This window comes from Vibrio sp. 1CM23M (genome assembly GCF_023161755.1).
Lineage (GTDB): Bacteria > Pseudomonadota > Gammaproteobacteria > Enterobacterales > Vibrionaceae > Vibrio > Vibrio coralliirubri.
In genome coordinates, this window is sequence record NZ_JALNTR010000004.1 from 79,491 (window position 1) to 101,024 (window position 21,534).

Genomic DNA, 21,534 nt, shown 5'->3' on the forward strand with positions numbered 1-21,534 from the left:
GATAACAGCTCGTTACCTGAATAAAAAGAAAGCTCAACGTTACACAAAAAAGAAGTCACCTCTGGTGGCTTCAGCTAAACAATTAAATCAAAAATAATAATGAGGAAGAACCATGTCTGTCGTGATTTATCATAACCCACGCTGCTCAAAGAGCCGTCAAACTCTAGAAGTGCTTCAGGAAAACGGCGTACAGCCAGAGGTAATCAAATACCTAGAGACTCCGTTAACAGTTGAACAGCTGAAAGTACTATTCACTCAGCTTGGTTTTGAGAGTGTTCGCGACATGATGCGCACCAAAGAAGCAGACTACAAAGAAGCAAACCTTGGTGATGCTTCGGTTACTGATGAAGATCTTTTCGCCGCGATGGCAACCAATCCAAAACTGTTTGAGCGCCCAGTGGTTGTCGCGAACAACAAAGCAAAAATTGGTCGTCCACCAGAGCAAGTGCTAGAGATTCTGTAATCCAATATGAGCATTAACATTCTTGTTCTTTACTACAGTCGCCACGGCAACACACAAGCTCTAGCAAGGCAGATTGCACGAGGGGTTGAATCTATCCCGAACTGCGAAGCCATGCTAAGAACGGTGAACGACGTGTACACAGTAGAAGAACAGCCTGATTCGCGTTATCAACCAACCGATCCTATTGCCTCGTTACAAGAGCTTCGATCTTGTGATGGTTTGGCGCTAGGCAGTCCGGTTTGGTTTGGCAACATGGCTGGGCCAATGAAGCACTTTTGGGATAGCACGACATCAATGTGGATCAATGGTGATCTCATCGATAAGCCAGCTTGTGTCTTTACCTCTTCTTCTTCACTGCATGGTGGTCAAGAGACGACACAACAAAGCATGATGTTGCCCCTGCTTCATCACGGCATGTTAGTCGTGGGCATCCCCTACTCAGAGCCTGCACTGCACACCACGCAAACCGGTGGTACGCCTTATGGTGCAAGCAGTACTGGAGAGAGCGCTTCGCTTAGCAAAGAAGAGATTGAGTTGGCGCAAAACCTAGGTAAACGCCTAGCGCGCATAGCGTTAAACCAAAAGGGAATTTATCAATGATGTATATGCCAGAGAAGGCCATGTCTCCCAAAACCAAGCTATTTCGCTACCTTGCTTTAGCGGGCAACTTGTCGCTGTTATTCTGGGTGGTGGCTTGGCAGATGACGCTTTCACCGCACCCTCATCTCAGTAATGTCACACTGGCGATTGCTTGGGCTATCCCGTTGTTACTGCCATTGCCGGGAATTTTAGCAGGTAAGCCTTATACGCACGCTTGGGCAAATTTCGTTTTGATGCTCTATTTCCTACACGCATTAACTATTTTGTATGTAGACGATGGTGAACGCTTGTTAGCGGCGGTAGAACTGCTCCTGACGACTCTAGGTTTCGCGGGCAATATCTTATTTACTCGCTTTAGAGCCAAAGAGTTAGGTATCAAGTTGAAGCGTCTTTCCGAAGTAGAAAAGAGAGAGAAAGCTAAGTTCGAGCAATAATATAGAACCCATGCTTTTAAGCTGACCGCTTACAAACAAAAAGCCCTGCAAGATTGCTCTTGCAGGGCTTTTTTCATGTTTTCATTTCAATCAGTCATGTCAGCTGACAATTATGAGCGAACCCACTCGTATACCAAGCTTGGCTTAGCATGTACTGGCGCAGTGATGGTTAGATCTTCTGTACTAGAATCCTCTAACGTTGTGTCAGGCGTTAGCTCAGCATCCTCAGATACCTCGTTGCCCTTAATCACTTGTACGCCTGAGTCAGTTTCGTCACCAACGACTTCAGCAGCGTCTGTTGAATCATCACCGACAGACATTGTGTTGTCTTGAGTTTCAAATTCAGGACTCACTTCAGGCTCAATGTAAGATTCTTCAACCTTCGCAACTTGACGAATACTTGCGACTTCTTGCTCAAACTCTTGTTGAGTCGACAATAAGTGAATTCGGAAAGTGACTTCGTTGTTCTGAATCTTCAGAATATCTAGGCTTGCCACCGAGTTTAGACGCTTCAGTGCGTTCTCCAACTGGAAGAAGTCTTGAGCATTATTCAGGCTAATAAACTGCGTTAAAATCGATTCTGATGACTCACTCGCTACCGTCACAGCACTTTTGCCTGCGTAGTAGTTACTGATTTGGTCAACTAACTTCTTAGAAGTCGTGTCGCTGTTACCCGATAGTGAACCACTTACAGGCGATGTTGGTGCACTCGTCAATTGACTTGGCTTTTGATCGTATAGAGCCCAACGTAGGCCTGAAGATTGAGCCTTTATCACCAACACAGCATCAACAGGATAACGCTGGCTCGCTTTACTGATTGGCGTAACAAAGCTACCCCACAAATCAGAAGTCGCAATACCCGTAATATCGTCAAAGTCACCCACAGGCAGTGTTAGAGGCAAGCCACGCTCTTTTGCGTTCGCTTGTAAGCTAGCTGCTAACTCTGAGTTAGAGTGTTCCCATACGATGTTCTTGTCGTAGTTGTCCTCTTCCACCAGCCAAACAAGGATGTTTGAACGCGTGTCAGGCCAGTAAGGTAACTGTGCTTGAGTCAACAGAGAACGGATTTGAGCACCGTTAAAGCGCATACGCAACGTTGATTGGTCATTGCTTTCGCCAAAACTCATTTGAGACATGTATTGCGAACTCTTGCGCATCGCCTTTTGAATCGTCTCATTCGAAGCGACATCAGTTTGGCCAGTCGCACGTATCAATACCTGCTCCATACCTGTATTTCTTGCCACTTGTTCTGGCTGTTTGTCTTCAGCGTTAATCGCAACTTCAGCACTAAAAATATCTACTTGAGTTAAGGCATAACTCGGAGAGGCTAATAGTCCCATCAACAACAATGCTATGTAGCGCATACTGATCCTAATATTCAAATCTTGTGCCTAGATGATAAGCAACTATGGATTGAGGGGCAAGGTCGATAGCGCCCACTGTGTTTAATAACCACAAAATATCACCTGGCCATGATAAATCGCTCACTTATAAACTGAATTTCTAGGGCTTAGATGGATATAAAACATCACTAAGATAAATAAATTTGATCTATCTGGTGTAGCAATCGATTGCTAAGTGATAGAATCCCGCGAATTTTATTTTTCACTTTTCATATAACGACCATTTTTAAGGACATATCATGAAAAATGCTTTGCAAGGTGCGCAAATGCTGTTCGTAGCTTTTGGTGCGCTTGTACTCGTGCCGCTACTAACAGGACTTGATCCTAACGTTGCACTCTTTGGCGCAGGTATCGGTACCCTTTTATTCCAACTTATTACACGCCGTTCAGTGCCAATCTTCTTAGCGTCTTCTTTCGCATTCATCGCGCCTATCATGTTTGGTATTCAAACTTGGGGTGTAGGTGCAACCATGGGCGGCCTTATGGCGGCGGGTGTTGTGTATGTACTAATGGGCGCGTTAATTAAAGTTCGTGGCGTTGGCTTCATCCATAAACTGCTTCCACCTGTCGTGGTTGGCCCTGTGATCATGGTTATCGGTTTAGGCCTTGCGCCTGTTGCGGTTAACATGGCGCTAGGTAAGACAGGCGATGGCGCGGTTCAGCTTGTTGATGCAGACGCTGCACTGTGGATCTCTTCGATTTCACTGTTAGTGACCATTGTCATCAGTGTGTTCTCTAAAGGCTTCCTTAAGCTACTGCCAATCTTCGGTGGTATTGTCGCGGGTTACATCACTAGCTTAGTTTATGGCGCAGTCGACTTCACACCAGTAGCGCAAGCATCTTGGTTAGCACTGCCAAACTTCACAGCGCCAGAGTTCAACATCAACGCGATCTTCTTTATGGTATTTGTTGCGATTGCACCTGCTGTTGAGCACGTAGGTGACATGCTTGCTATCTCTAACGTGACCGGTAAAGACTACCTTAAGAAGCCTGGCCTACACCGCACAATCACTGGTGACGGTGTGGCAACAATTGCTGCTTCTATGCTGGGCGCGCCACCAAACACTACGTACAGTGAAGTAACAGGCGCAGTAATGCTGACCAAAGCATTCAACCCAGTGATCATGACTTGGGCTGCGGTAACCGCCATCGTTCTGGCGTTGGTTGGCAAGCTAGGCGCACTACTTCAAACGATTCCGGTTCCTGTAATGGGCGGCATCATGATTCTACTGTTTGGTTCTATCGCAACCGTAGGCTTGAATACTCTAATTCAAAACAAAGTTGACCTGCACAAGTCACGCAACCTTGTGATTGTGGGCATTACGTTAGTCTTCGGTATTGGCGGCATGGCATTTGGCATCGGTGACTTTAGCCTACAGGGCGTAAGCTTATGTGGCATCGTAGCGATTCTACTTAACCTAGTACTTCCAGATGAGCTAGGTGACAACACTGTGGTAGATAAAGCTCAAATCGATTAATGAATCGATAAGGCTAGATTCAAAAGAATCACAACCTAACAAGATCAAAAAAGGGAGAGCATCGAATGCTCTCCCTTTTTATTAATACGGTTAATTCAGCGAGTTAAGGAACTGTTTAGAGTCACTTAAGCTGAAACCGAATTACTTAGTACCGAAGATCTTATCGCCAGCATCGCCAAGACCAGGAACAATGTAGCCCTTGTCGTTTAGCTTCTCATCGATTGCAGCCGTGTAAAGCTCAACATCTGGGTGCGCTTTTTCTAGAGCAGCGATACCTTCAGGAGCAGCAACAAGCACAAGAATCTTAAAGTGCTTACAACCTTTCTCTTTCATCAGGTCGATAGTCGCGATCATAGAACCACCTGTCGCAAGCATTGGGTCTACCACTAGAGCAATACGCTCATCGATGTTAGATGCAAGCTTGTTGAAGTATGGTACTGGCTCAAGTGTTTCTTCGTCACGGTAGATACCAACAACGCTGATACGTGCACTTGGGATGTGCTCAAGAACGCCGTCCATCATGCCTAGACCAGCACGTAGGATTGGCACTACCGTTACTTTTTTACCTTTAATTTGGTCAACTTCTACTGGACCGTTCCAACCGTTAATCGTCACACGCTCAGTTTCAAAGTCTGATGTCGCTTCGTATGTTAGAAGGCTACCCACTTCTGTCGCTAGCTCACGAAAACGCTTAGTGCTAATCTCACCTTCACGCATCAGGCCAATTTTATGTTTTACTAGCGGGTGTTTCACTTCAACAACTTTCATTTCCAACTCCGGCAATATTTAAACAAACCTGTAGATTATACACGAACTCTAAGGTTATTTCAGAATCTTTATTCTAATAAAAAAAACCGCGCAAACGTTTGCTCTTGGTAATCAAGCCCTGTTAGAATAGCGCCGTTTTCACATCCAACTTAAGTTCGAGGACTATCCCGTGAGTGGTAATACTTCTTCTCTAAGCTACAAAGACGCTGGTGTTGATATCGACGCAGGTAATGCACTAGTAGACCGTATCAAAGGTGCTGTTAAACGCACTCGTCGCCCTGAAGTAATGGGCGGTATTGGTGGCTTTGGCGCCCTATGTGAACTTCCAACGAAATACAAAGAGCCGGTACTTGTCTCAGGTACTGATGGTGTTGGTACTAAACTTCGCCTTGCTTTGGATCTGAAAAAACACGACACCATTGGTATCGACCTAGTGGCAATGTGTGTGAACGACTTAATCGTTCAAGGTGGTGAGCCGCTATTCTTCTTAGACTACTACGCAACAGGTAAGCTAGATGTAGATACAGCAGCAGACGTTGTTTCTGGTATTGCTGAAGGCTGTGTTCAAGCTGGCTGTGCACTAATCGGTGGTGAAACTGCTGAAATGCCAGGCATGTACGAAGGCGACGACTACGATGTAGCTGGCTTCTGTGTTGGTGTTGTAGAAAAAGCTGACATCATTGACGGCACTAAAGTAGCAGCAGGCGACGCACTTATCGCTGTTGGCTCAAGTGGTCCACACTCAAACGGTTACTCTTTAATTCGTAAAGTCCTAGAAGTTTCTGGTGCTGATAAGAGTGAAGAACTAGAAGGTCGCACTATCGGTGAGCACCTACTAGAACCTACTAAGATTTACATCAAATCGGCACTTAAGATGATTGCAGAGCATGACATTCATGCTATCTCACACATCACAGGTGGTGGTTTCTGGGAAAACATCCCACGCGTACTTCCTGAAGGTACTAAAGCAGTCATTGATGGCAAGAGCTGGGAATGGCCTGCTATCTTCAACTGGCTACAAGAGAAAGGTAACGTGGAGACATTTGAAATGTACCGCACTTTCAACTGTGGTGTAGGCCTAGTTGTTGCTCTACCTAAAGATCAAGCAGACGCTGCTGTTGAACTACTGAAAGCTGAAGGCGAAAACGCTTGGGTTATCGGTGAGATCGCAAACGCTGAAGCTGGCGAAGAGCAAGTTGAAATCAAATAAGTGATACGCTCACTTACTTAGTTAATCAATGAGGACCTAATGGTCCTCATTTTGCTATTTAGCCCGCAGAAAACCTTAGTTTATGTAGGTACATTGTAAACAGTTCCGTTAATCAATCGTATGACCCACTCTATGAAAAACAATCACTCAAATAAAACCAGTCACTCTAAGAAAAACATCGTTGTGTTAGTTTCAGGAAGCGGAAGTAACTTACAGGCAATTTTGGATGCTTGTGATAACAATATGATTGATGCTTCAGTTAAGGCTGTCTTTTCAAACAAAACAGAGGCTTTTGGATTAGAACGAGCGAAAACCGCAGGTGTTGACGCACATTCAGTGAATCCAAAAGACTTTGCTTCACGTGAAGAGTTCGATCATGAATTGATGATTCAGATTGATGCATACCAACCCGATTTAATCGTACTTGCGGGATACATGCGTATCCTGAGTTCAGAGTTTGTTCGTCACTATGCGGGAAAAATGGTCAACATCCACCCTTCCCTGTTACCTAAATACCCAGGCCTACACACCCACCAGCGTGCCATTGATGCACAAGATAAAGAGCATGGAACTAGTGTCCACTTTGTGACCGAAGAACTTGATGGTGGTCCTGTGATCTTACAGGCTAAGGTACCGGTATTTGAAGATGATGATGCTGGTATGCTGGCAAGCCGAGTGCTTACCCAAGAACACTGCATTTACCCTATGGTCTGTAAATGGTTCGCCGAAGATCGTTTATCAATGCTAAACGGGCAAGCTGTCTTAGACGGTAAGGCATTAGGTAAACACGGTTACGCAGAAGAGTAATTCTTCAGAAACTAAATCAAATCCCAAAAAAGGCCGCTTACTGATTCATTAGTTCAGTAAGCGGCCTTTTTTATAGGGTTCAAATAATACTATTCGGGATACTTAGCTCAGCTCAATGGTTCAGTTGGCGCTTGGCTTGCTACCTTCTTCGGCGCATAAGCGACATCTTCCAACGCTTTATGATTGTTTCCAATCAGCTCACCAAAATGAAACAGCGCATATTCGCCCGGCTTCATTCTAAACCACTCTTCATTGTCTGTTAGAGGCTGAGTTGCCACCACTGTAACCACATCATTAGGCGTAGTTTCTTCCTGGAAGTTTATCTCAACATCTTCATCAATCAGGCTCGCTTTACCAAAAGGTGCGCGCCTTGTTATCCAGTACAAATGGTTGGTGCAGTACGTCATCACATACTCACCATCACTGAGTAACATGTTGAAAACGCCTTTCTCACGCAGCTTGTCACAACACTCAGCCACAAAGCGAAACATACCTTCCATATCTTGAGGTGGCTCAGGGAAACGCTCTTCAAGTTGTTTGAGTAGCCAACAGAACGAGAGCTCACTGTCTGTCTCGCCAACCGGTCTGAAACGACCACTAATCAGATCGTCGTAATCCGTTAATTGACCATTGTGAGCAAAGGTCCAGTATCGCCCCCAAAGCTCACGAGTAAAAGGGTGTGTATTCTCTAGATTAACACCACCACGGTTCGCTTGACGGATATGACTGACAACGGCTTGGCTTTTAATTGGGTAGTTTTGAACCAACTCAGCGATCTTAGATTCACAGCTAGGGTTAGGATCTTTAAATGTACGAAAACCCTTTCCTTCATAGAAGGTAATACCCCAGCCATCGCGGTGCGGGCCAGTATTGCCTCCACGCTGCATAAGACCAGTAAAGCTAAAACAAATATCAGTTGGCACATTCGCGCTCATACCGAGCAATTCACACATGGTTTAATCTACTCCCTATTAAAACCAATGGAGCCACAAACCAGGGCTCCAAATGTCTGTAAAACTATTATTCCATCTCTTTTTCAACAAGCTGAATCACAATATGAATGATCTTAATGTGAATCTCTTGGATGCGATCTGCGTAACCAAAGTGTGGCACTCGGATTTCGATATCAGCACAACCCGCCATTTTGCCGCCATCTTTACCCGTCAATGCAATCGTCTTCATTCCTTTAGCTTGAGCAGCTTCAATCGCTTTTAGAATATTGGCAGAGTTACCTGAAGTCGACAGACCAAACAACACATCACCTTTACGACCTACCGCTTCTACATAACGAGAAAATACGTGGTCGTAGCCAAAATCATTACTCACGCAAGACAAGTGGCTTGGATCTGAAATCGCAATACCAGCGTAACCTGGACGGTTTTCACGGTATCGGCCAGTAAGCTCTTCCGCAAAGTGCATTGCATCACAGTGTGAACCACCGTTACCACAAGAAAGCACTTTGCCCTCTTGCTTGAATGAGTCAGCAATCAGTTTTGCCGCCGCTTCAATTTGAGCGATGTTATGGTCATCACTCAAGAACTTATTCAGAACGTCAGCAGCTTCGTTTAATTCACTTTTGATTAGGTCTTGGTACATAAGGCTTATCTCTTATTTTTTTGACGTAACTTAAAGTACGCGAAATTAGAACTGAGGGTTTTCCCCTCTTTATAGCTGAGTTTACCCACAAACATGAAATAGTGTCGACACTTAAGCCCAAAGATTGCCACCTTAATTAACTTGTCGTTGTAAATCCGTCCAAATATTCGCCACCAACCTCTCACAATTAGAACTTTAACTCTATTGAGATCACTTTTTATTCACTTTGGAGTTTTACAAATATTTAATATTTTGTTTACACTTAACTGGTTAGACCTCTTACCTAAAACTTAATAACAATAAGTGATCTCTGAAAAGGAAATCGATCATGAACATATTGCTCTCCCTACTCGGCATGACCGCCATCTTAGGCGTCTGTCTTTACCATAGAGTTAGTCTGGTACGTGCATTAGTTGTATTAACCGGCGCAATGGTAGTATTAACACTGTTTGGCGGCGTGGCTGTTACTGGCTGGCTTTGCTACCTGTTAGCGGTTGCGATCTTTGCTGTACCTACCATTCGTCAGACCCTAATCAGCCAAAAAGCACTCTCTTTATTTAAGAAAGTTCTACCGGCGATGTCTCAGACAGAAAAAGAAGCACTAGAAGCTGGCACAGTATGGTGGGAAGCAGAGCTGTTCAAAGGCAAACCTGAATGGAAGAAGCTTCAGGACATTGCTGACCCTAAGCTCTCTGAAACTGAGCAAGCGTTTTTAGATGGCCCAGTAAATACCGTGTGTGAAATGGTCAATGATTACCAAGTGACACATGAGCTTGCTGATTTGCCACCAGAAGTATGGCAATACCTGAAAGACCATAAATTCTTCGCCATGATCATCAAGAAAAAATACGGCGGCTTAGAGTTCTCAGCTTACGCTCAATCTTTGGTTCTACAGAAGCTAACGGGTGTTTCTAGTGTATTGTCATCTACGGTTGGCGTACCTAACTCATTAGGCCCTGGTGAGCTTTTACAACACTACGGTACCGAAGAACAAAGAAACCACTACTTGCCTCGCCTAGCGGAAGGTAAAGAGATCCCTTGTTTTGCTCTGACTAGCCCAGAAGCCGGTTCAGATGCAGGCTCTATCCCAGATTACGGTGTGGTATGTAAAGGCGACTGGCAAGGCGAAGAAGTACTCGGCATGCGCCTAACTTGGAACAAGCGTTACATTACTCTCGCGCCTGTCGCGACCGTTTTAGGCTTAGCTTTTAAACTTCGTGACCCGGATGGCCTGCTTGGCGATCAAAAAGATCTTGGTATCACTTGTGCGCTTATCCCAACGGATTTAAAAGGCGTAGAGATTGGCAACCGCCACTTCCCACTAAACGTACCTTTCCAGAATGGTCCAACGCAAGGTGACGATATCTTCGTGCCTATCGATTTCATCATTGGTGGCCAGAAAATGGCTGGTCAAGGCTGGCGTATGCTGGTTGAGTGTCTGTCGGTTGGTCGTGGTATCACACTGCCTTCAAACTCAACAGGTGGCATTAAGTCTGCTGCGCTCGCAACAGGCGCTTACGCTCGTATCCGCCGTCAGTTTAAACAGCCTATTGGTCGTATGGAAGGGGTTGAAGAGCCACTTGCACGCCTGGCAGGTAACGCTTATGTAATGGACGCTGCAAGTAATCTAACCGTCGCAGGTATCGACCTTGGCGAAAAGCCTTCGGTTATCTCTGCAATCGTTAAGTACCACTGTACGCACCGCGGCCAACGCAGCATCATTGATGCGATGGATATCGTAGGTGGTAAAGGTATTTGCTTAGGCCCATCGAACTTCCTAGCTCGTGGCTACCAAGGCTCGCCAATTGCGATTACCGTTGAAGGCGCAAACATCCTGACTCGTTCAATGATCATCTATGGTCAAGGTGCGATTCGCTGTCACCCTTACGTACTTAACGAAATGGAAGCGGCTTATTCTGAAAGCAGCGATGCGCTTGATAAGTTTGATTCAGCGTTAGCAGGACACGTTAGCTTTACGATGAGTAACCTAGTCCGCAGCTTGTGGTTTGGTTTAACCGATGGCCGTGGTTCTGATGCGCCAACACCTTCAAATAAAACCGATAAACAGACACAGCGTTACTACCAACAGCTAAATCGCTACAGTGCAAACCTGGCGCTACTGTCTGATATTTCAATGGCAGTTCTAGGCGGCTCACTGAAGCGTAGAGAACGTTTATCAGCAAGACTGGGTGATATCTTAAGTCAACTTTACCTCGGTTCAGCAACGTTGAAGCGCTTTGAAAGCGAAGGTAGCCACGCTGAAGATCTACCGTTAGTACATTGGGGTATGCAAGATAGCTTACGTCAGACTGAAGTGGCGATTGATGAGTTCTTAGCGAACTTCCCTAACCCTGTGATTGGTCGTCTGCTTCGTGTTGTGCTAATGCCATTTGGTCGTATCCGTCGTGCTCCAAACGACAAGCTCGATAGCAAAGTTGCGCACATTCTACAAACACCAAGCGAAACACGTTCTCGTATCGGTCGCGGCCAATATCTAGAAGCAACGGAATACAACCCAGTAGGTAAGATTGAAAAAGCGCTAGAAGTGATTCTTCAAGCTGAACCTCTATTCGACAAAGTCTGCAAAGAGACACATCAAAAACGTGCCTTCTTACGACTTGATCTTGTTGCTCAGTTGGGACTTGAGAAAGGTATCTTAACGCAAGACGAAGCAAATCTTCTGATTAGCGCAGAGGAACACAGATTGTACACGATTAACGTAGATGACTTCTCACCTGAGGAGCTTGCAGCAAAGTCTCAGTACCCGGACCAATCGATTGATAACGTCGCTTAAGGCCAGAAAAAGAAACAAAAACGGGACTCCTATGAGTCCCGTTTTTTTTTTCATGATTTCGTTACCACAAATTCCAATGCTTTATCTAGCGGCTTATTCTCTCTAGACAATCTAATCATCTAAGCTAGTTACTTGGGCGCCTTGAGCTGCATCTCAGGTAATGCTTTTTTCTTCGCCTTAACCTTACGAACCACAAACCAAATCAATAAACCCAATAGAATCGCAACCACATTACCCACCGCAATAATGATCATACTGCGCTGTCTGTCATCTTCACGTTTTTGAAGGATCATCAACTCTGTTGCGATACGCTTCTGTTCAGCAAGTGCTTCTTCTTGAAGGCGTCGTGATTCTGCTAAGTCGATATCTTCAACAACGCTGTACGACTGCTCGGTAATTGGAAAGATCAACGGGCGCTGACTTGAAGCATCAGTGGCGTAAACCATCCCAGACCAATTATAAATCCCCAAATCGCCATTGTAAGGCACCTCTAGAGCGACTTTCATTGCGTCGACTTCAGCTTGCCCCTGCTTGTACATCACATATTCATCAGGAGCCTTGTGCTCAACATGAACCGCTAACGAACTCGGTGCGATCATCCCCTGCTCACCAGACACCACAATAGTATGAGGTAAGCCCTCTTTTCGTGACTGAATGAAGGTGCTAGTGATCGGTGTTGGATAAACCAAGACTTCTTGCTCTTGCGCTCGCAAGAACACACCATTACCAGAGGTAATACGCGCTCGGTATTTACCAGGCTCGATATCAATTGGCAAAGAGACCGTGAACACACCATTTCCAGCCTTTTCATCACGATCAGCGCCATCGTCGGCAAACTCGCCCATCACAACCGGCACCGGGCGCGCTTCTCTCACCAAAGACTCTTCGTTTTCAACAAACTTAGTAAAGGTGACCTTAAGCTTCACGCGATCGAGAAAATCGCGCAGCACCAGCGGCTTGCCATCAGAAGTCAGTCGAGCGGTAAATTTGATGCGTTCTGTTTGATACAACTTATCTGGGAACTCATTAGCATCCAAAACTAGATGAGACAGGAGCTTGATGTTGTTCTTAGGGGAAACTTTACCGACCGCTTGCCAAGGGCCAGGCATCGGATTGTCGATAGAGATAATGTCCATGGACGATTCTTCGTACCAACGGACATTATCAGCATTGCGCCAAGAGTAGTATTTCTTGCCATCAGGGCGAACCAAAACGACAGGTTTAGAATTATCGGCTCGATAAATCACAAAGGTGACTTGTTCAATACTGGGATCAACGCGAAAACGGTTGTCCAATAAACTCATTACAGATTCGGTTGCTGCATGTAAGCCAAAGCTTAACAGCAATAAGCAACCGGTAGCCAATACCCTTAACATACTTTCTCCCTACTGACGCCAGAGGCAGCTTCCGCTTTTCTCGACGAGATCTAAACGACTTTGATGCGCTTCTACTTCATCGGCCGTAGCTCGTAAAACCTTTAGGGATTTTCGACCACTTTCTACTCTTCGTATGCTTTCAGCTTCGCCTTCCTGTTGACCAGCGTTAAATTGCAGCGAAGTTTGACCACCCGTCATCAATAAGTAGACGTCGGCTAGGATCTCCGCATCGAGCAATGCGCCGTGGAGAGTACGGTGCGAGTTATCGATACCGTAACGGTCACATAAGATATCTAGGTTGTTTCTTTTACCCGGGAATATCTTCTTCGCCATTGCCAAGGTATCGGTAACTTTACAGTAGTCATCCGTTTTACCTATCGCAGGGTTGAGCTTCTCAAACTCATAGTCCATAAAGCCCGTATCGAAGGGCGCGTTATGAGCCACCAGCTCCGCACCTTTGATAAAGTCGAGAAACTCTTTATGTATGTCTTGATATTCAGGCTTATCAATCAAGAACTCATCGGTAATACCGTGAACGCCAATCGCCTCTTCTTGAATCGCACGATCAGGTTTTATGTAGACGTGAAAATGACGCCCGGTCAACCTACGGTTGATGATCTCTACTGCACCAATTTCAACGATGCGGTGACCCATATAGTGAGGACCACCTTCTGTATTCATACCGGTGGTTTCGGTATCGAGTACAACAATGCGCTTATTTTCGTTCGAACTGTTTTTTTCGTTCGTGCTTTGTTCTGGAGTGCTACTGGTATTCATAAGGATAACTGTGTCAGACTATGCCGATAATGTGCTTGAGGTAATAGTATCAAATCATGACGAAACAAGTTGAAATTTTCACTGATGGTTCTTGTTTAGGCAACCCTGGTCCTGGCGGCTATGGCATCGTACTTCGCTACAAAAAAGTCGAGAAGACGCTAGCAGAAGGTTTCACGCTAACAACCAATAACCGTATGGAAATGCTCGCCGCTGTCGTTGCTCTCCAAGCCCTCAAAGAGCCTTGTTCTGTGATTCTGACCACAGATAGCCAATACGTGCGTCAAGGCATCACACAGTGGATTCACAACTGGAAAAAGCGTGACTGGAAAACAGCCGACAAGAAACCGGTTAAAAATGCCGATCTGTGGCAAAGGCTTGATAAAGAAACCGCTCGTCATAGCGTTGATTGGCGCTGGGTAAAAGGACACGCAGGACACAGAGAAAACGAAATGTGTGATGATTTAGCAAGAAACGCAGCGGAAAATCCGACTAAAGAAGATACGGGCTATCAGCCAAGTTAATCGTCTTTTTGAATTAGACGTACATTTCAGAAAATGATTTATTGTTCCTGAAACTGATTGATAACGCCTTAAATTAATTGATAGTTTCTTAACCGAACTAGTAGATAAAAAGCCGACAACTAGTCGGCTTTTTCTGTTTTTAGCGGATATGATGCTTTGGCTGAATCCATTGTACGACGCGTATTTGTTCTAAAACTTGCTCCAACAGGTGAGAAACGTCGCTTAAGGTGCCAATGTGGCTTGATAGGTTTTAGCGGGTAAGTACGTTTACGTGCAACAATAAAGTATTGGCTTCCGGCGAAGGATGCACATCCACCTAAGCTGTTCTCCAACCACGTCCACATCGCTTGATACTTACTCATCGGAAACAGCGCGTAGGTGTCACAATGAATCACTTCATAATTAAGTACCCCTAACCAGTCTTTTATTCGGTTAGGCGTGTACATGCGCCCACTCCAAGGCAAACTGTTCTTTCGCCAAGGCATCAAACTGGCAAGCCCAGTGACACTAATCGGGTTAAAGCCAGTGATAATGATATAGCCATCGTCCATCATGACTCGATCAACTTCTCTCAATAAGCGATGTGGGTCATTGCTATAATCTAACTGATGACTCAACACCACAACATCAAAGCTTTTCTCCAAAAAGGGCAAATTATAGCCATCCGCTATCACATTATGTAATGGGTTCTGGATATCTAGGTTTACTTGATGTTGAATGTTGCATGTGCAGCTAGAAATCTCACTACTGAGGCCACCGAGCTTGAGCATATGGTAACCAAATAGCTTTGGGCACCACTCATCGAGTCGAGTTTGAATAGATTCTCTCAACCAGTCCCCATTGTGCAATTGCGCCCAAGTATAAGGACGTTCAAACTTCTTTCTGCTACGTGCTGGCTTCATCAATAATCTGTCTCACTTATTCTGTCGCACTAAAAGTGACTGGAGAACCAATAATGTTACATATCAAAAGCATACCTGCATTTAACGACAATTACATCTGGCTGATTGAAAATAGCGATCGCCGTTGTGCTGTCGTCGACCCCGGTGATGCGGCTCCAGTATTAGAGTACTTAGCACACCATGAGCTAACTTTAGATGCAATCTTGATTACGCACCACCACCACGATCACATTGGTGGCGTTCCAGAACTAGTTAGACAATTTCCCGGCGTTGATGTCGTGGGTCCAAGGAATGAACCAATCCCCACCTTAACTCACCCAGTCGATGATGGTGACCAATTAGAACTGTTTGACGAAGTATTCCTCGTCCTAGGGCTCAGTGGCCACACCGCGGGTCATATTGGTTATGTGGGTGATGCAAAACTGTTTTGTGGTGATGTGCTATTCTCTGCGGGTTGCGGCCGAATCATGGAAGGCACACCACAACAGATGTTCGATGCACTGAATAAGATCACGGCGCTACCTCAAGAAACCGAAGTTTATTGTGCGCATGAATACACTGCCGCAAACATCGCTTTCGCATTAGCGGTTGAACCTGACAACCAACATTTGCAGCAATATCGCGACCAAGTGAACCGACTTCGTGCTCAAAATAAGTCGACCATCCCCACAAATTTGAGACAAGAGAAGTTTGTGAACCCCTTCTTGCGCTATACCGAGCCAAGTGTAGTGAAATCAGTGTCTAATCGCACCGAGCAGACCGATCCTTTATCGGTATTCACCGCTTTACGTGCGTGGAAGAACGAATTTTAACAAATACAGACTTGTCACTCATAGGGGGTGGCAAGTATTATCATCGGCCGTTAATTAAAAAGGCTGTAACATGCGAGTTAAGTACAGCTGGGCTTTGGTATTACTACTTTCTGGTTGCCAATTAACTCAGTCAGAGAATCCAGACCAAGCTTCCGAGCAAACCAACACATCTCCTACTAAAGAAGTTTCTCAAGCGAACGTTTCATCAGAAGCCACAGCCAAAGAAGATCAAAAAATTGAAGCACCTGTCGTTACTCCACAAACACAACAAGATGTTTGGAAACGCATTGCGATGCAACTTGAAATGGAAGTACCAGACCAAAAGAAGGTCGACTACTACCGAACTTGGTACCTCAAGCACCCGAGTCATCTAAAAACCGTATCAAAGCGTGCTGAACCTTTCCTGTATCTGATCACCACTAAGATTGAAGAAAAAGGCTTACCACTAGAACTGGCCCTATTGCCCGTTGTAGAAAGTTCTTTCGATGCATTTGCCTATTCTCATGGCAGTGCTGCAGGTCTATGGCAATTCATTTCAGGCACAGGCAAAGACTACGGGCTTGAACAGAACTTTTGGTATGACGGCCGCCGTGATGTTGCCGCCTCTACCGACGCCGCATTGGATTTCTTATCAGACCTTAACCGACGTTTTGATGGCGACTGGAACCATGCGATTGCTGCCTATAACAGTGGCGGTGGTCGAGTAAACAGCGCAATCCGTAAGAACAAAAAGTTGGGTAAACCAATCGACTTCTTCTCTCTGGACTTACCAAAAGAGACCAGCAGCTATGTACCAAAACTGCTTGCTCTAGCTGATGTCATTGCCAACCAAGAAAAGTATGGAATCGATATTCCGGCGATCCCGAACAAGCCAGTGCTGACACTGGTTAACCCAGAAGAACAACTTGATTTAGCCATTGCTGCGAACTATGCAGGCATTCCTGTCAAAGAACTTCAAGGTTACAACCCGGCTTACAACCAATGGGCGACAGCGCCAGAGAAACACCAACAACTATTACTTCCTTTAGACTCAGTTGAAAGATTCAACAAAGAAGTCGCTGCCAATAAAGGCAAAGGTATGAAGTTGGTGCGTTACAAGGTTCAATCTGGTGACAGCATTAGCGTACTGGCTAGCAAATATAACACCACCAGCAAAGTGATCCGCTCTGCGAACGGTTTGAGCAACAACAATATTCGTATTGGCCAGCACTTGCTTATCCCAACATCCACCAAAGACGACAAGACATACGCCCTAAGCGCCTCAAATCGCCTAGCAAGCACACAGTCGAAGAGTCGTGGTCAATATAAGCTTAGCCATACTGTAAGAAGTGGTGACAGCCTATGGACGATTGCACGCGCAAACAAGGTATCTCACCAATCACTGGCTAAGTGGAATGGCATGGGACCACGCGACACGCTTAGAGTTGGTCAAGAACTGGTCATTTGGAAGAACGGTTCAGACGGCGCCATCATCCGTACGATCTTTTATAACGTGAGATCAGGTGACACAGTCAGCGGTATTGCATCAAAGTTCAAAGTAAAAAGTGCAGATGTTGTAAAATGGAACACTTTGCAGAACAAGAAATACCTACAGCCAGGACAAAAACTGAAGCTGTATGTTGATGTAACTAAGGTAAGTGTATGAACCCGTCAAGTAACCCACTCGTCATGCTGTTGGATATATTCCGTTCGCCAACAGCTTGTTTCTTAGCGCTTTATCAACGAAGTGCTTGGGGATGGCAACCCTACGTCGTATTAATGCTCAGCCCATTTTTATTTTGGGGTGCTTATTTTTCGAATGTAGATTTTGCCTGGTTAAGTGCAGAGCTATCGCAGCAACTGGCTCAAACGAACCCTGACCAATTGGCGTTACTTGACAGCAATACCTTACTCGCAAGTGAAATCATCAGTGACGTATTTGGCCGAACATTAACCATTGTTCTATTGGCATTCTGGTTTAACCTAGCAACCAAGCCAAGCCAACACCAACACAGCTTTTGGCGATGGTTTGCAGCGGCATCGGTTGTTATATTCCCAGCTGTTTTAGGTGATGTAGCAAGCTACGCAAGCCTGATACTCAAGCATGGACATGTGATGAACTACGCTGCCGACTTGAACAGCTTAAATGGCTTGATCAAGTTACCGCTAACTAATGATTGGTCACAATTTGCTAGCTCATTACCACTGCTTCTGCCATGGTACATCGTGCTAGGTTATGCTGCGGTATTAACGTGGACTGAGTTTGAACGCGGGCAAGCGCTTGTGATTTCAGGCTTACCATGGGTTGGCTACTACCTAATCTGGGCGCTCTACATTTTAATCTTTTAAGTAGAAGAGATAAGGCTAGCGAAGACTCTCTAGCCTATTGTTCCGTTAGATTTCCCAACGTAACCACCGTGCGAATGGTTAAGTTCCAATGACTAATAGCTAATCACTATTTAGCCTTAAAGGTCACTCGCATAGGGTTGTGATCAGAAGCGTCCGTAATGGGCGCTTTTGCTTTTTCTACCTCTAGCCCTCGATAGAACACGTGGTCGAGCACCAGTCCTGTAATGAACTGAGTTCTGTTATCTGGCTCAAAGGTAACTTCCGTCAAACCAACCTTCTCCAACGCATCTTTCAATACAGCAAAGCGAGCTTCACTCCAGCTATTAAAATCCCCGGCAAAAATAACAGGTCCACGATACTTTTGCAGATTATCAGTTAAGCTCTTGAGCTGAGCTTCATAATCTTCCGTACCAAAGGTAAAGTTCACAGCGTGGATATTAATCACAGCCAGCTCTTCGCCATTACTTAGTTGGTAACGCGACCAAAGCGCGGATTTAGGCAGTTGAAGCCAAGGTTCTTCATGAGTATAAGCACACGCTTCAATCGGTAAATGAGTTGCTAGGTTGAGTACCCCTGCACTTTGCTCAAACGCCTCAAACGCATTCACACGAGTGCTACCCCACTGTCCGCTCGTTACCCATTGGCGAAGTCCTTCTGTCATACTCGCTTCTTGCAGCAAGACTAAATCGCTACCTGCCGACAGCTTATTTAACTCACCCTGCCAATTATTTCGGTTTTGCTTATAGATATTCCACACCGTAATGTCTAAGCCATCAGACACATCAATCGCTTTCGGTGCAGAGTTTTGGTAGCAGCTGTAGATGTCGTTACTGGTACTTTGAGAGGAAGTGATCAGGTTGGGTTTATTCGGGATCACGAAGATAAAATGAAAACTAACGACAGCAAGCGTTATCAATAGCGTGATAACAATGATGGTTTTCTTAAACATACAACACCCTACCAGAAATGAAAAAGGAGCGATAAACGCTCCTTTTAGGGTAATAGTTTTTTTATACGGCGTCTTCGTCTTCTTCGCCAGTACGAATACGTACCACACGTTCAACTTCAGTAATGAAGATCTTACCGTCACCGATTTTACCTGTTTGAGCCGTCTCGATGATGGTATCAACACATTGGTCAGCCACTTCGTCGGTCACAACGATTTCTAGTTTCACTTTAGGTAAAAAGTCGACCATGTACTCTGCGCCGCGGTATAGCTCAGTATGACCTTTTTGACGTCCAAAGCCTTTAACTTCAGATACTGTCATACCCGTAATACCCACTTCTGCAAGTGCTTCACGTACATCATCAAGTTTGAATGGCTTGATAATGGCTTCAATCTTTTTCATGTTCATCCCTTAAACTGTGCGAATGGCTCATTATCGGTTAGCTATAGTAAACATTCAATGAAAAAAGCCAGAGCTTTAAAGCTCTGGCTCGAAATTTATCATCTTGTTTAATCAGCGCTTTGAGAAGGTTTTACTTAAGGCTTGCGTAGTAAGCGGCTAGATTCGCGATGTCTTCATCACTCAGCATTGAAGCTTGAGCCTGCATGACAGCGGCCAAACCGCCGGTGCGCTGGCCGTTCTTATAGGCCTTAATTGATGAAGCGATGTATTGCTCGTTTTGACCTTTAAGGTTTGGATAGCCAGGGATCACTGCGATACCGTCTGCACCATGACATGCCGCACAGATTGCTGCTTTAGCTTGACCCGCAGCGACATCAGCCGCCAGTGCGTTACCACTCAATAGTCCAAATCCAAGAACTAATCCTAGTGTAATTTTCTTCATTGCATATTCCATTAATTATTTTTATTAAAGTGACGGTGAATTGTGACACAAACTTTTTCTACTTGCTCCAAAGCGCTTCACAATCTTGACCTTCGTAGTTTTTATCTACGAATAAGCCTAAAACAGCGATCACTCGATCGCCATCAATTAATATCGGCGTTCTGCGTCTTAACCAACTGGGTACTTGGTACTCTTGAAACAACTTCTTAAGCTTCCTGCTATGACCGCGCCCAACAGGGTGTGCTGACAATCCCTCAGGGTTAAAGATCACTCGCAGTGTTCCTCTCGTTGTGTTGAGACTAAAATGTTGCGCATCACAGTGGTTAGATACACCATCACTCGCCGCTGAAGTTAAGTGTAGTTCCCCTAAACCGTCAGGCAAAACTAAGCTCTCTTCCATCGAGATATCACTTTGCCAGTTCGACAAGTCTTTGGTCTCTTTGACGACATAGAGCTGATGATTAAAACGTCTAACCTCAACCTCATTCAACACCAGCTTAGGATTAGCGTCCGCCTGAGCGCATGCCACCTCATCCCATATAAGTTTGAGCTGCTTTTGGCTTGGCATCGGTTGATTACAATGGCTAAGCCACATTCTTATCAGTCGTGCTCGTAACAAGTCTGAATGTTGGAATAACGCCTCAATGCTTAAGCTCTGGCTATCTCCCAAAGCTTGCTGTAAGTGAGACTCAAGCAACTCATCCAACAGTAACTCTTGCTCTGCACATAGCTGAGCGCTGCGACTGACCGATTCTCGAAAACTAGGCCAACGCTCAGTCAGCACCGGAGTCACTTGATGACGGATAAAATTGCGGTCAAAACGCACGTCCTGATTACTTTCATCTTCTACCCAAGTTAAGCCCATGTCGTGAGCTGCTGCTTCAATCTCGATTCGAGTTACCGATAGCAGTGGGCGAACAATATGAGCATCAGCAAACGGCATCACTTTCGCCATCGAAGAGAGCCCTTTCGGACCACTGCCACGCTTCAACGCTAACAAGAAAGTCTCGACTTGGTCATCAATGTGCTGGCCTGTCACTAACACATCGCCTTGTCTAATATGCTTTTTAAAGGCTTGGTATCGCGCGTCTCGAGCCAGCTTTTCAACGCTTTCTCCACGGCTGATATCTAGCGAGACTCGTTCAATGAACAAAGGTACCCACAAAGCATCACACCATGCTTGGCACTGCTCTGCCCAGTGATCAGCATTGTTACTTAAGCCATGATGAACATGTACCGCACAGCACTCGATGTGATGGGACTTAGCGAATTGGGCAGCCAACTCCAACAAAACTCGTGAATCGACACCACCACTGAAAGCGACGAGCAACCGGCAAGGCTTAAGCGCGCTTTGATCAAGTACAGATGTGAAGGTATCAATTAAGTGTGTCATGAGGCTAATAAACCAGAGGTCGTGTGTGAAGGGATAATGTTTTAATAATAAAAAAGGGTTGGCACTGAGTCCAACCCTTTC

At 45.3% G+C, this 21,534-nt stretch carries 22 protein-coding genes; 11 read left to right on the forward strand and 11 right to left on the reverse strand.

The genetic code is table 11. The features are described from left to right. The first annotated feature begins 112 nt into the window (after positions 1-112). Genes arsC through MSG35_RS14620 form a run of 3 tightly spaced genes read left to right on the forward strand, consistent with a single transcriptional unit; the run spans position 113 to position 1,497 of the window. Entirely contained in the window at positions 113-463 is a 351-nt protein-coding gene (gene arsC / locus MSG35_RS14610) for an arsenate reductase (glutaredoxin) (RefSeq protein ID WP_050619930.1), read from the forward strand. 6 nt (positions 464-469) lie between these two features. Then, entirely contained in the window at positions 470-1,063 is a 594-nt protein-coding gene (wrbA, locus tag MSG35_RS14615) for an NAD(P)H:quinone oxidoreductase (RefSeq protein ID WP_065675253.1), read from the forward strand. After that, positions 1,060-1,497, forward strand: a complete 438-nt coding sequence (locus MSG35_RS14620) for a DUF2069 domain-containing protein (protein WP_017060713.1) — start codon at positions 1,060-1,062, stop codon at positions 1,495-1,497. Before wrbA ends, MSG35_RS14620 begins: the two co-directional genes overlap by 4 nt. 110 nt (positions 1,498-1,607) lie before the next feature. On the opposite strand, the gene MSG35_RS14625 is transcribed toward MSG35_RS14620, so the two are convergent. Beyond that, positions 1,608-2,861, reverse strand: a complete 1,254-nt coding sequence (locus MSG35_RS14625) for a DUF2066 domain-containing protein (protein WP_248384416.1) — start codon at positions 2,859-2,861, stop codon at positions 1,608-1,610. A 278-nt stretch (positions 2,862-3,139) separates the two neighbouring features. On the opposite strand from MSG35_RS14625, the gene MSG35_RS14630 reads away from it, so the two are divergent. Then, complete coding sequence (locus MSG35_RS14630; RefSeq protein WP_050619933.1) at positions 3,140-4,378, forward strand: uracil-xanthine permease family protein; 1,239 nt, start codon at positions 3,140-3,142, stop codon at positions 4,376-4,378. 141 nt (positions 4,379-4,519) lie between these two features. Here the strand turns inward: MSG35_RS14630 and upp are convergent, their stop codons facing one another. Next, positions 4,520-5,146, reverse strand: a complete 627-nt coding sequence (gene upp / locus MSG35_RS14635; RefSeq protein ID WP_017060716.1) for a uracil phosphoribosyltransferase — start codon at positions 5,144-5,146, stop codon at positions 4,520-4,522. Between the two features lie 169 nt (positions 5,147-5,315). Here upp and purM point away from each other — a divergent pair, with 169 nt between their 5' ends. After that, a complete protein-coding gene (purM, locus tag MSG35_RS14640; protein WP_008222945.1) occupies positions 5,316-6,356 on the forward strand; it encodes a phosphoribosylformylglycinamidine cyclo-ligase in 1,041 nt (346 codons plus the stop codon). A gap of 132 nt (positions 6,357-6,488) precedes the next feature. After that, positions 6,489-7,163: a phosphoribosylglycinamide formyltransferase gene (purN, locus tag MSG35_RS14645; RefSeq protein WP_248384418.1), complete on the forward strand. Its 675-nt coding sequence runs from the start codon at positions 6,489-6,491 to the stop codon at positions 7,161-7,163. Between the two features lie 107 nt (positions 7,164-7,270). On the opposite strand, the gene MSG35_RS14650 is transcribed toward purN, so the two are convergent. Together MSG35_RS14650 and lpcA are read right to left on the reverse strand one after the other, a co-directional pair. Then, positions 7,271-8,116 (reverse strand): class II glutamine amidotransferase, encoded by an 846-nt coding sequence (locus tag MSG35_RS14650; RefSeq protein WP_050633987.1) that lies wholly within the window; start codon positions 8,114-8,116, stop codon positions 7,271-7,273. Between the two features lie 67 nt (positions 8,117-8,183). Beyond that, positions 8,184-8,759 carry a D-sedoheptulose 7-phosphate isomerase gene (lpcA, locus tag MSG35_RS14655; protein ID WP_017063379.1) on the reverse strand — a complete coding sequence of 192 codons (576 nt, stop codon included), beginning with the start codon at positions 8,757-8,759 and terminating at the stop codon, positions 8,184-8,186. A 328-nt stretch (positions 8,760-9,087) separates the two neighbouring features. Here lpcA and fadE point away from each other — a divergent pair, with 328 nt between their 5' ends. Further along, positions 9,088-11,553 (forward strand): acyl-CoA dehydrogenase FadE, encoded by a 2,466-nt coding sequence (gene fadE / locus MSG35_RS14660; RefSeq protein ID WP_248384419.1) that lies wholly within the window; start codon positions 9,088-9,090, stop codon positions 11,551-11,553. 128 nt (positions 11,554-11,681) lie between these two features. On the opposite strand, the gene MSG35_RS14665 is transcribed toward fadE, so the two are convergent. Beyond that, positions 11,682-12,929, reverse strand: a complete 1,248-nt coding sequence (locus MSG35_RS14665; RefSeq protein WP_248384421.1) for a TIGR03503 family protein — start codon at positions 12,927-12,929, stop codon at positions 11,682-11,684. A gap of 9 nt (positions 12,930-12,938) precedes the next feature. Beyond that, positions 12,939-13,706 (reverse strand): DNA polymerase III subunit epsilon, encoded by a 768-nt coding sequence (gene dnaQ / locus MSG35_RS14670; protein WP_017060722.1) that lies wholly within the window; start codon positions 13,704-13,706, stop codon positions 12,939-12,941. Between the two features lie 56 nt (positions 13,707-13,762). Here dnaQ and rnhA point away from each other — a divergent pair, with 56 nt between their 5' ends. Further along, entirely contained in the window at positions 13,763-14,227 is a 465-nt protein-coding gene (rnhA, locus tag MSG35_RS14675) for a ribonuclease HI (protein ID WP_048661234.1), read from the forward strand. Positions 14,228-14,346: 119 nt separating this feature from the next. Here the strand turns inward: rnhA and MSG35_RS14680 are convergent, their stop codons facing one another. Next, complete coding sequence (locus tag MSG35_RS14680; RefSeq protein ID WP_048661233.1) at positions 14,347-15,129, reverse strand: class I SAM-dependent methyltransferase; 783 nt, start codon at positions 15,127-15,129, stop codon at positions 14,347-14,349. Positions 15,130-15,182: 53 nt separating this feature from the next. Between MSG35_RS14680 and gloB the strand changes: the two genes are divergently transcribed. The 3 genes from gloB to MSG35_RS14695 all read left to right on the forward strand — a co-directional run bounded on the left by gloB (position 15,183) and on the right by MSG35_RS14695 (position 18,269). Continuing rightward, on the forward strand, positions 15,183-15,941 hold the full coding sequence (gene gloB, locus MSG35_RS14685; protein WP_048664593.1) for a hydroxyacylglutathione hydrolase: 759 nt from the start codon (positions 15,183-15,185) through the stop codon (positions 15,939-15,941). A 70-nt stretch (positions 15,942-16,011) separates the two neighbouring features. Continuing rightward, positions 16,012-17,586: a LysM peptidoglycan-binding domain-containing protein gene (locus tag MSG35_RS14690; RefSeq protein ID WP_248384422.1), complete on the forward strand. Its 1,575-nt coding sequence runs from the start codon at positions 16,012-16,014 to the stop codon at positions 17,584-17,586. Continuing rightward, positions 17,583-18,269 (forward strand): YIP1 family protein, encoded by a 687-nt coding sequence (locus MSG35_RS14695; protein ID WP_017060727.1) that lies wholly within the window; start codon positions 17,583-17,585, stop codon positions 18,267-18,269. Before MSG35_RS14690 ends, MSG35_RS14695 begins: the two co-directional genes overlap by 4 nt. 106 nt (positions 18,270-18,375) lie before the next feature. Here MSG35_RS14695 and MSG35_RS14700 read toward each other — a convergent pair whose 3' ends face one another. From MSG35_RS14700 to tilS, 4 genes are all read right to left on the reverse strand, one after another. Next, positions 18,376-19,218 (reverse strand): endonuclease/exonuclease/phosphatase family protein, encoded by an 843-nt coding sequence (locus MSG35_RS14700; RefSeq protein ID WP_248384424.1) that lies wholly within the window; start codon positions 19,216-19,218, stop codon positions 18,376-18,378. Between the two features lie 61 nt (positions 19,219-19,279). Continuing rightward, a complete protein-coding gene (gene glnB / locus MSG35_RS14705; RefSeq protein WP_017063373.1) occupies positions 19,280-19,618 on the reverse strand; it encodes a nitrogen regulatory protein P-II in 339 nt (112 codons plus the stop codon). 130 nt (positions 19,619-19,748) lie between these two features. Further along, a complete protein-coding gene (locus tag MSG35_RS14710; protein ID WP_170791809.1) occupies positions 19,749-20,072 on the reverse strand; it encodes a cytochrome c in 324 nt (107 codons plus the stop codon). A gap of 46 nt (positions 20,073-20,118) precedes the next feature. After that, on the reverse strand, positions 20,119-21,453 hold the full coding sequence (tilS, locus tag MSG35_RS14715; RefSeq protein ID WP_248337058.1) for a tRNA lysidine(34) synthetase TilS: 1,335 nt from the start codon (positions 21,451-21,453) through the stop codon (positions 20,119-20,121). Between the last annotated feature and the right edge of the window lie 81 nt (positions 21,454-21,534).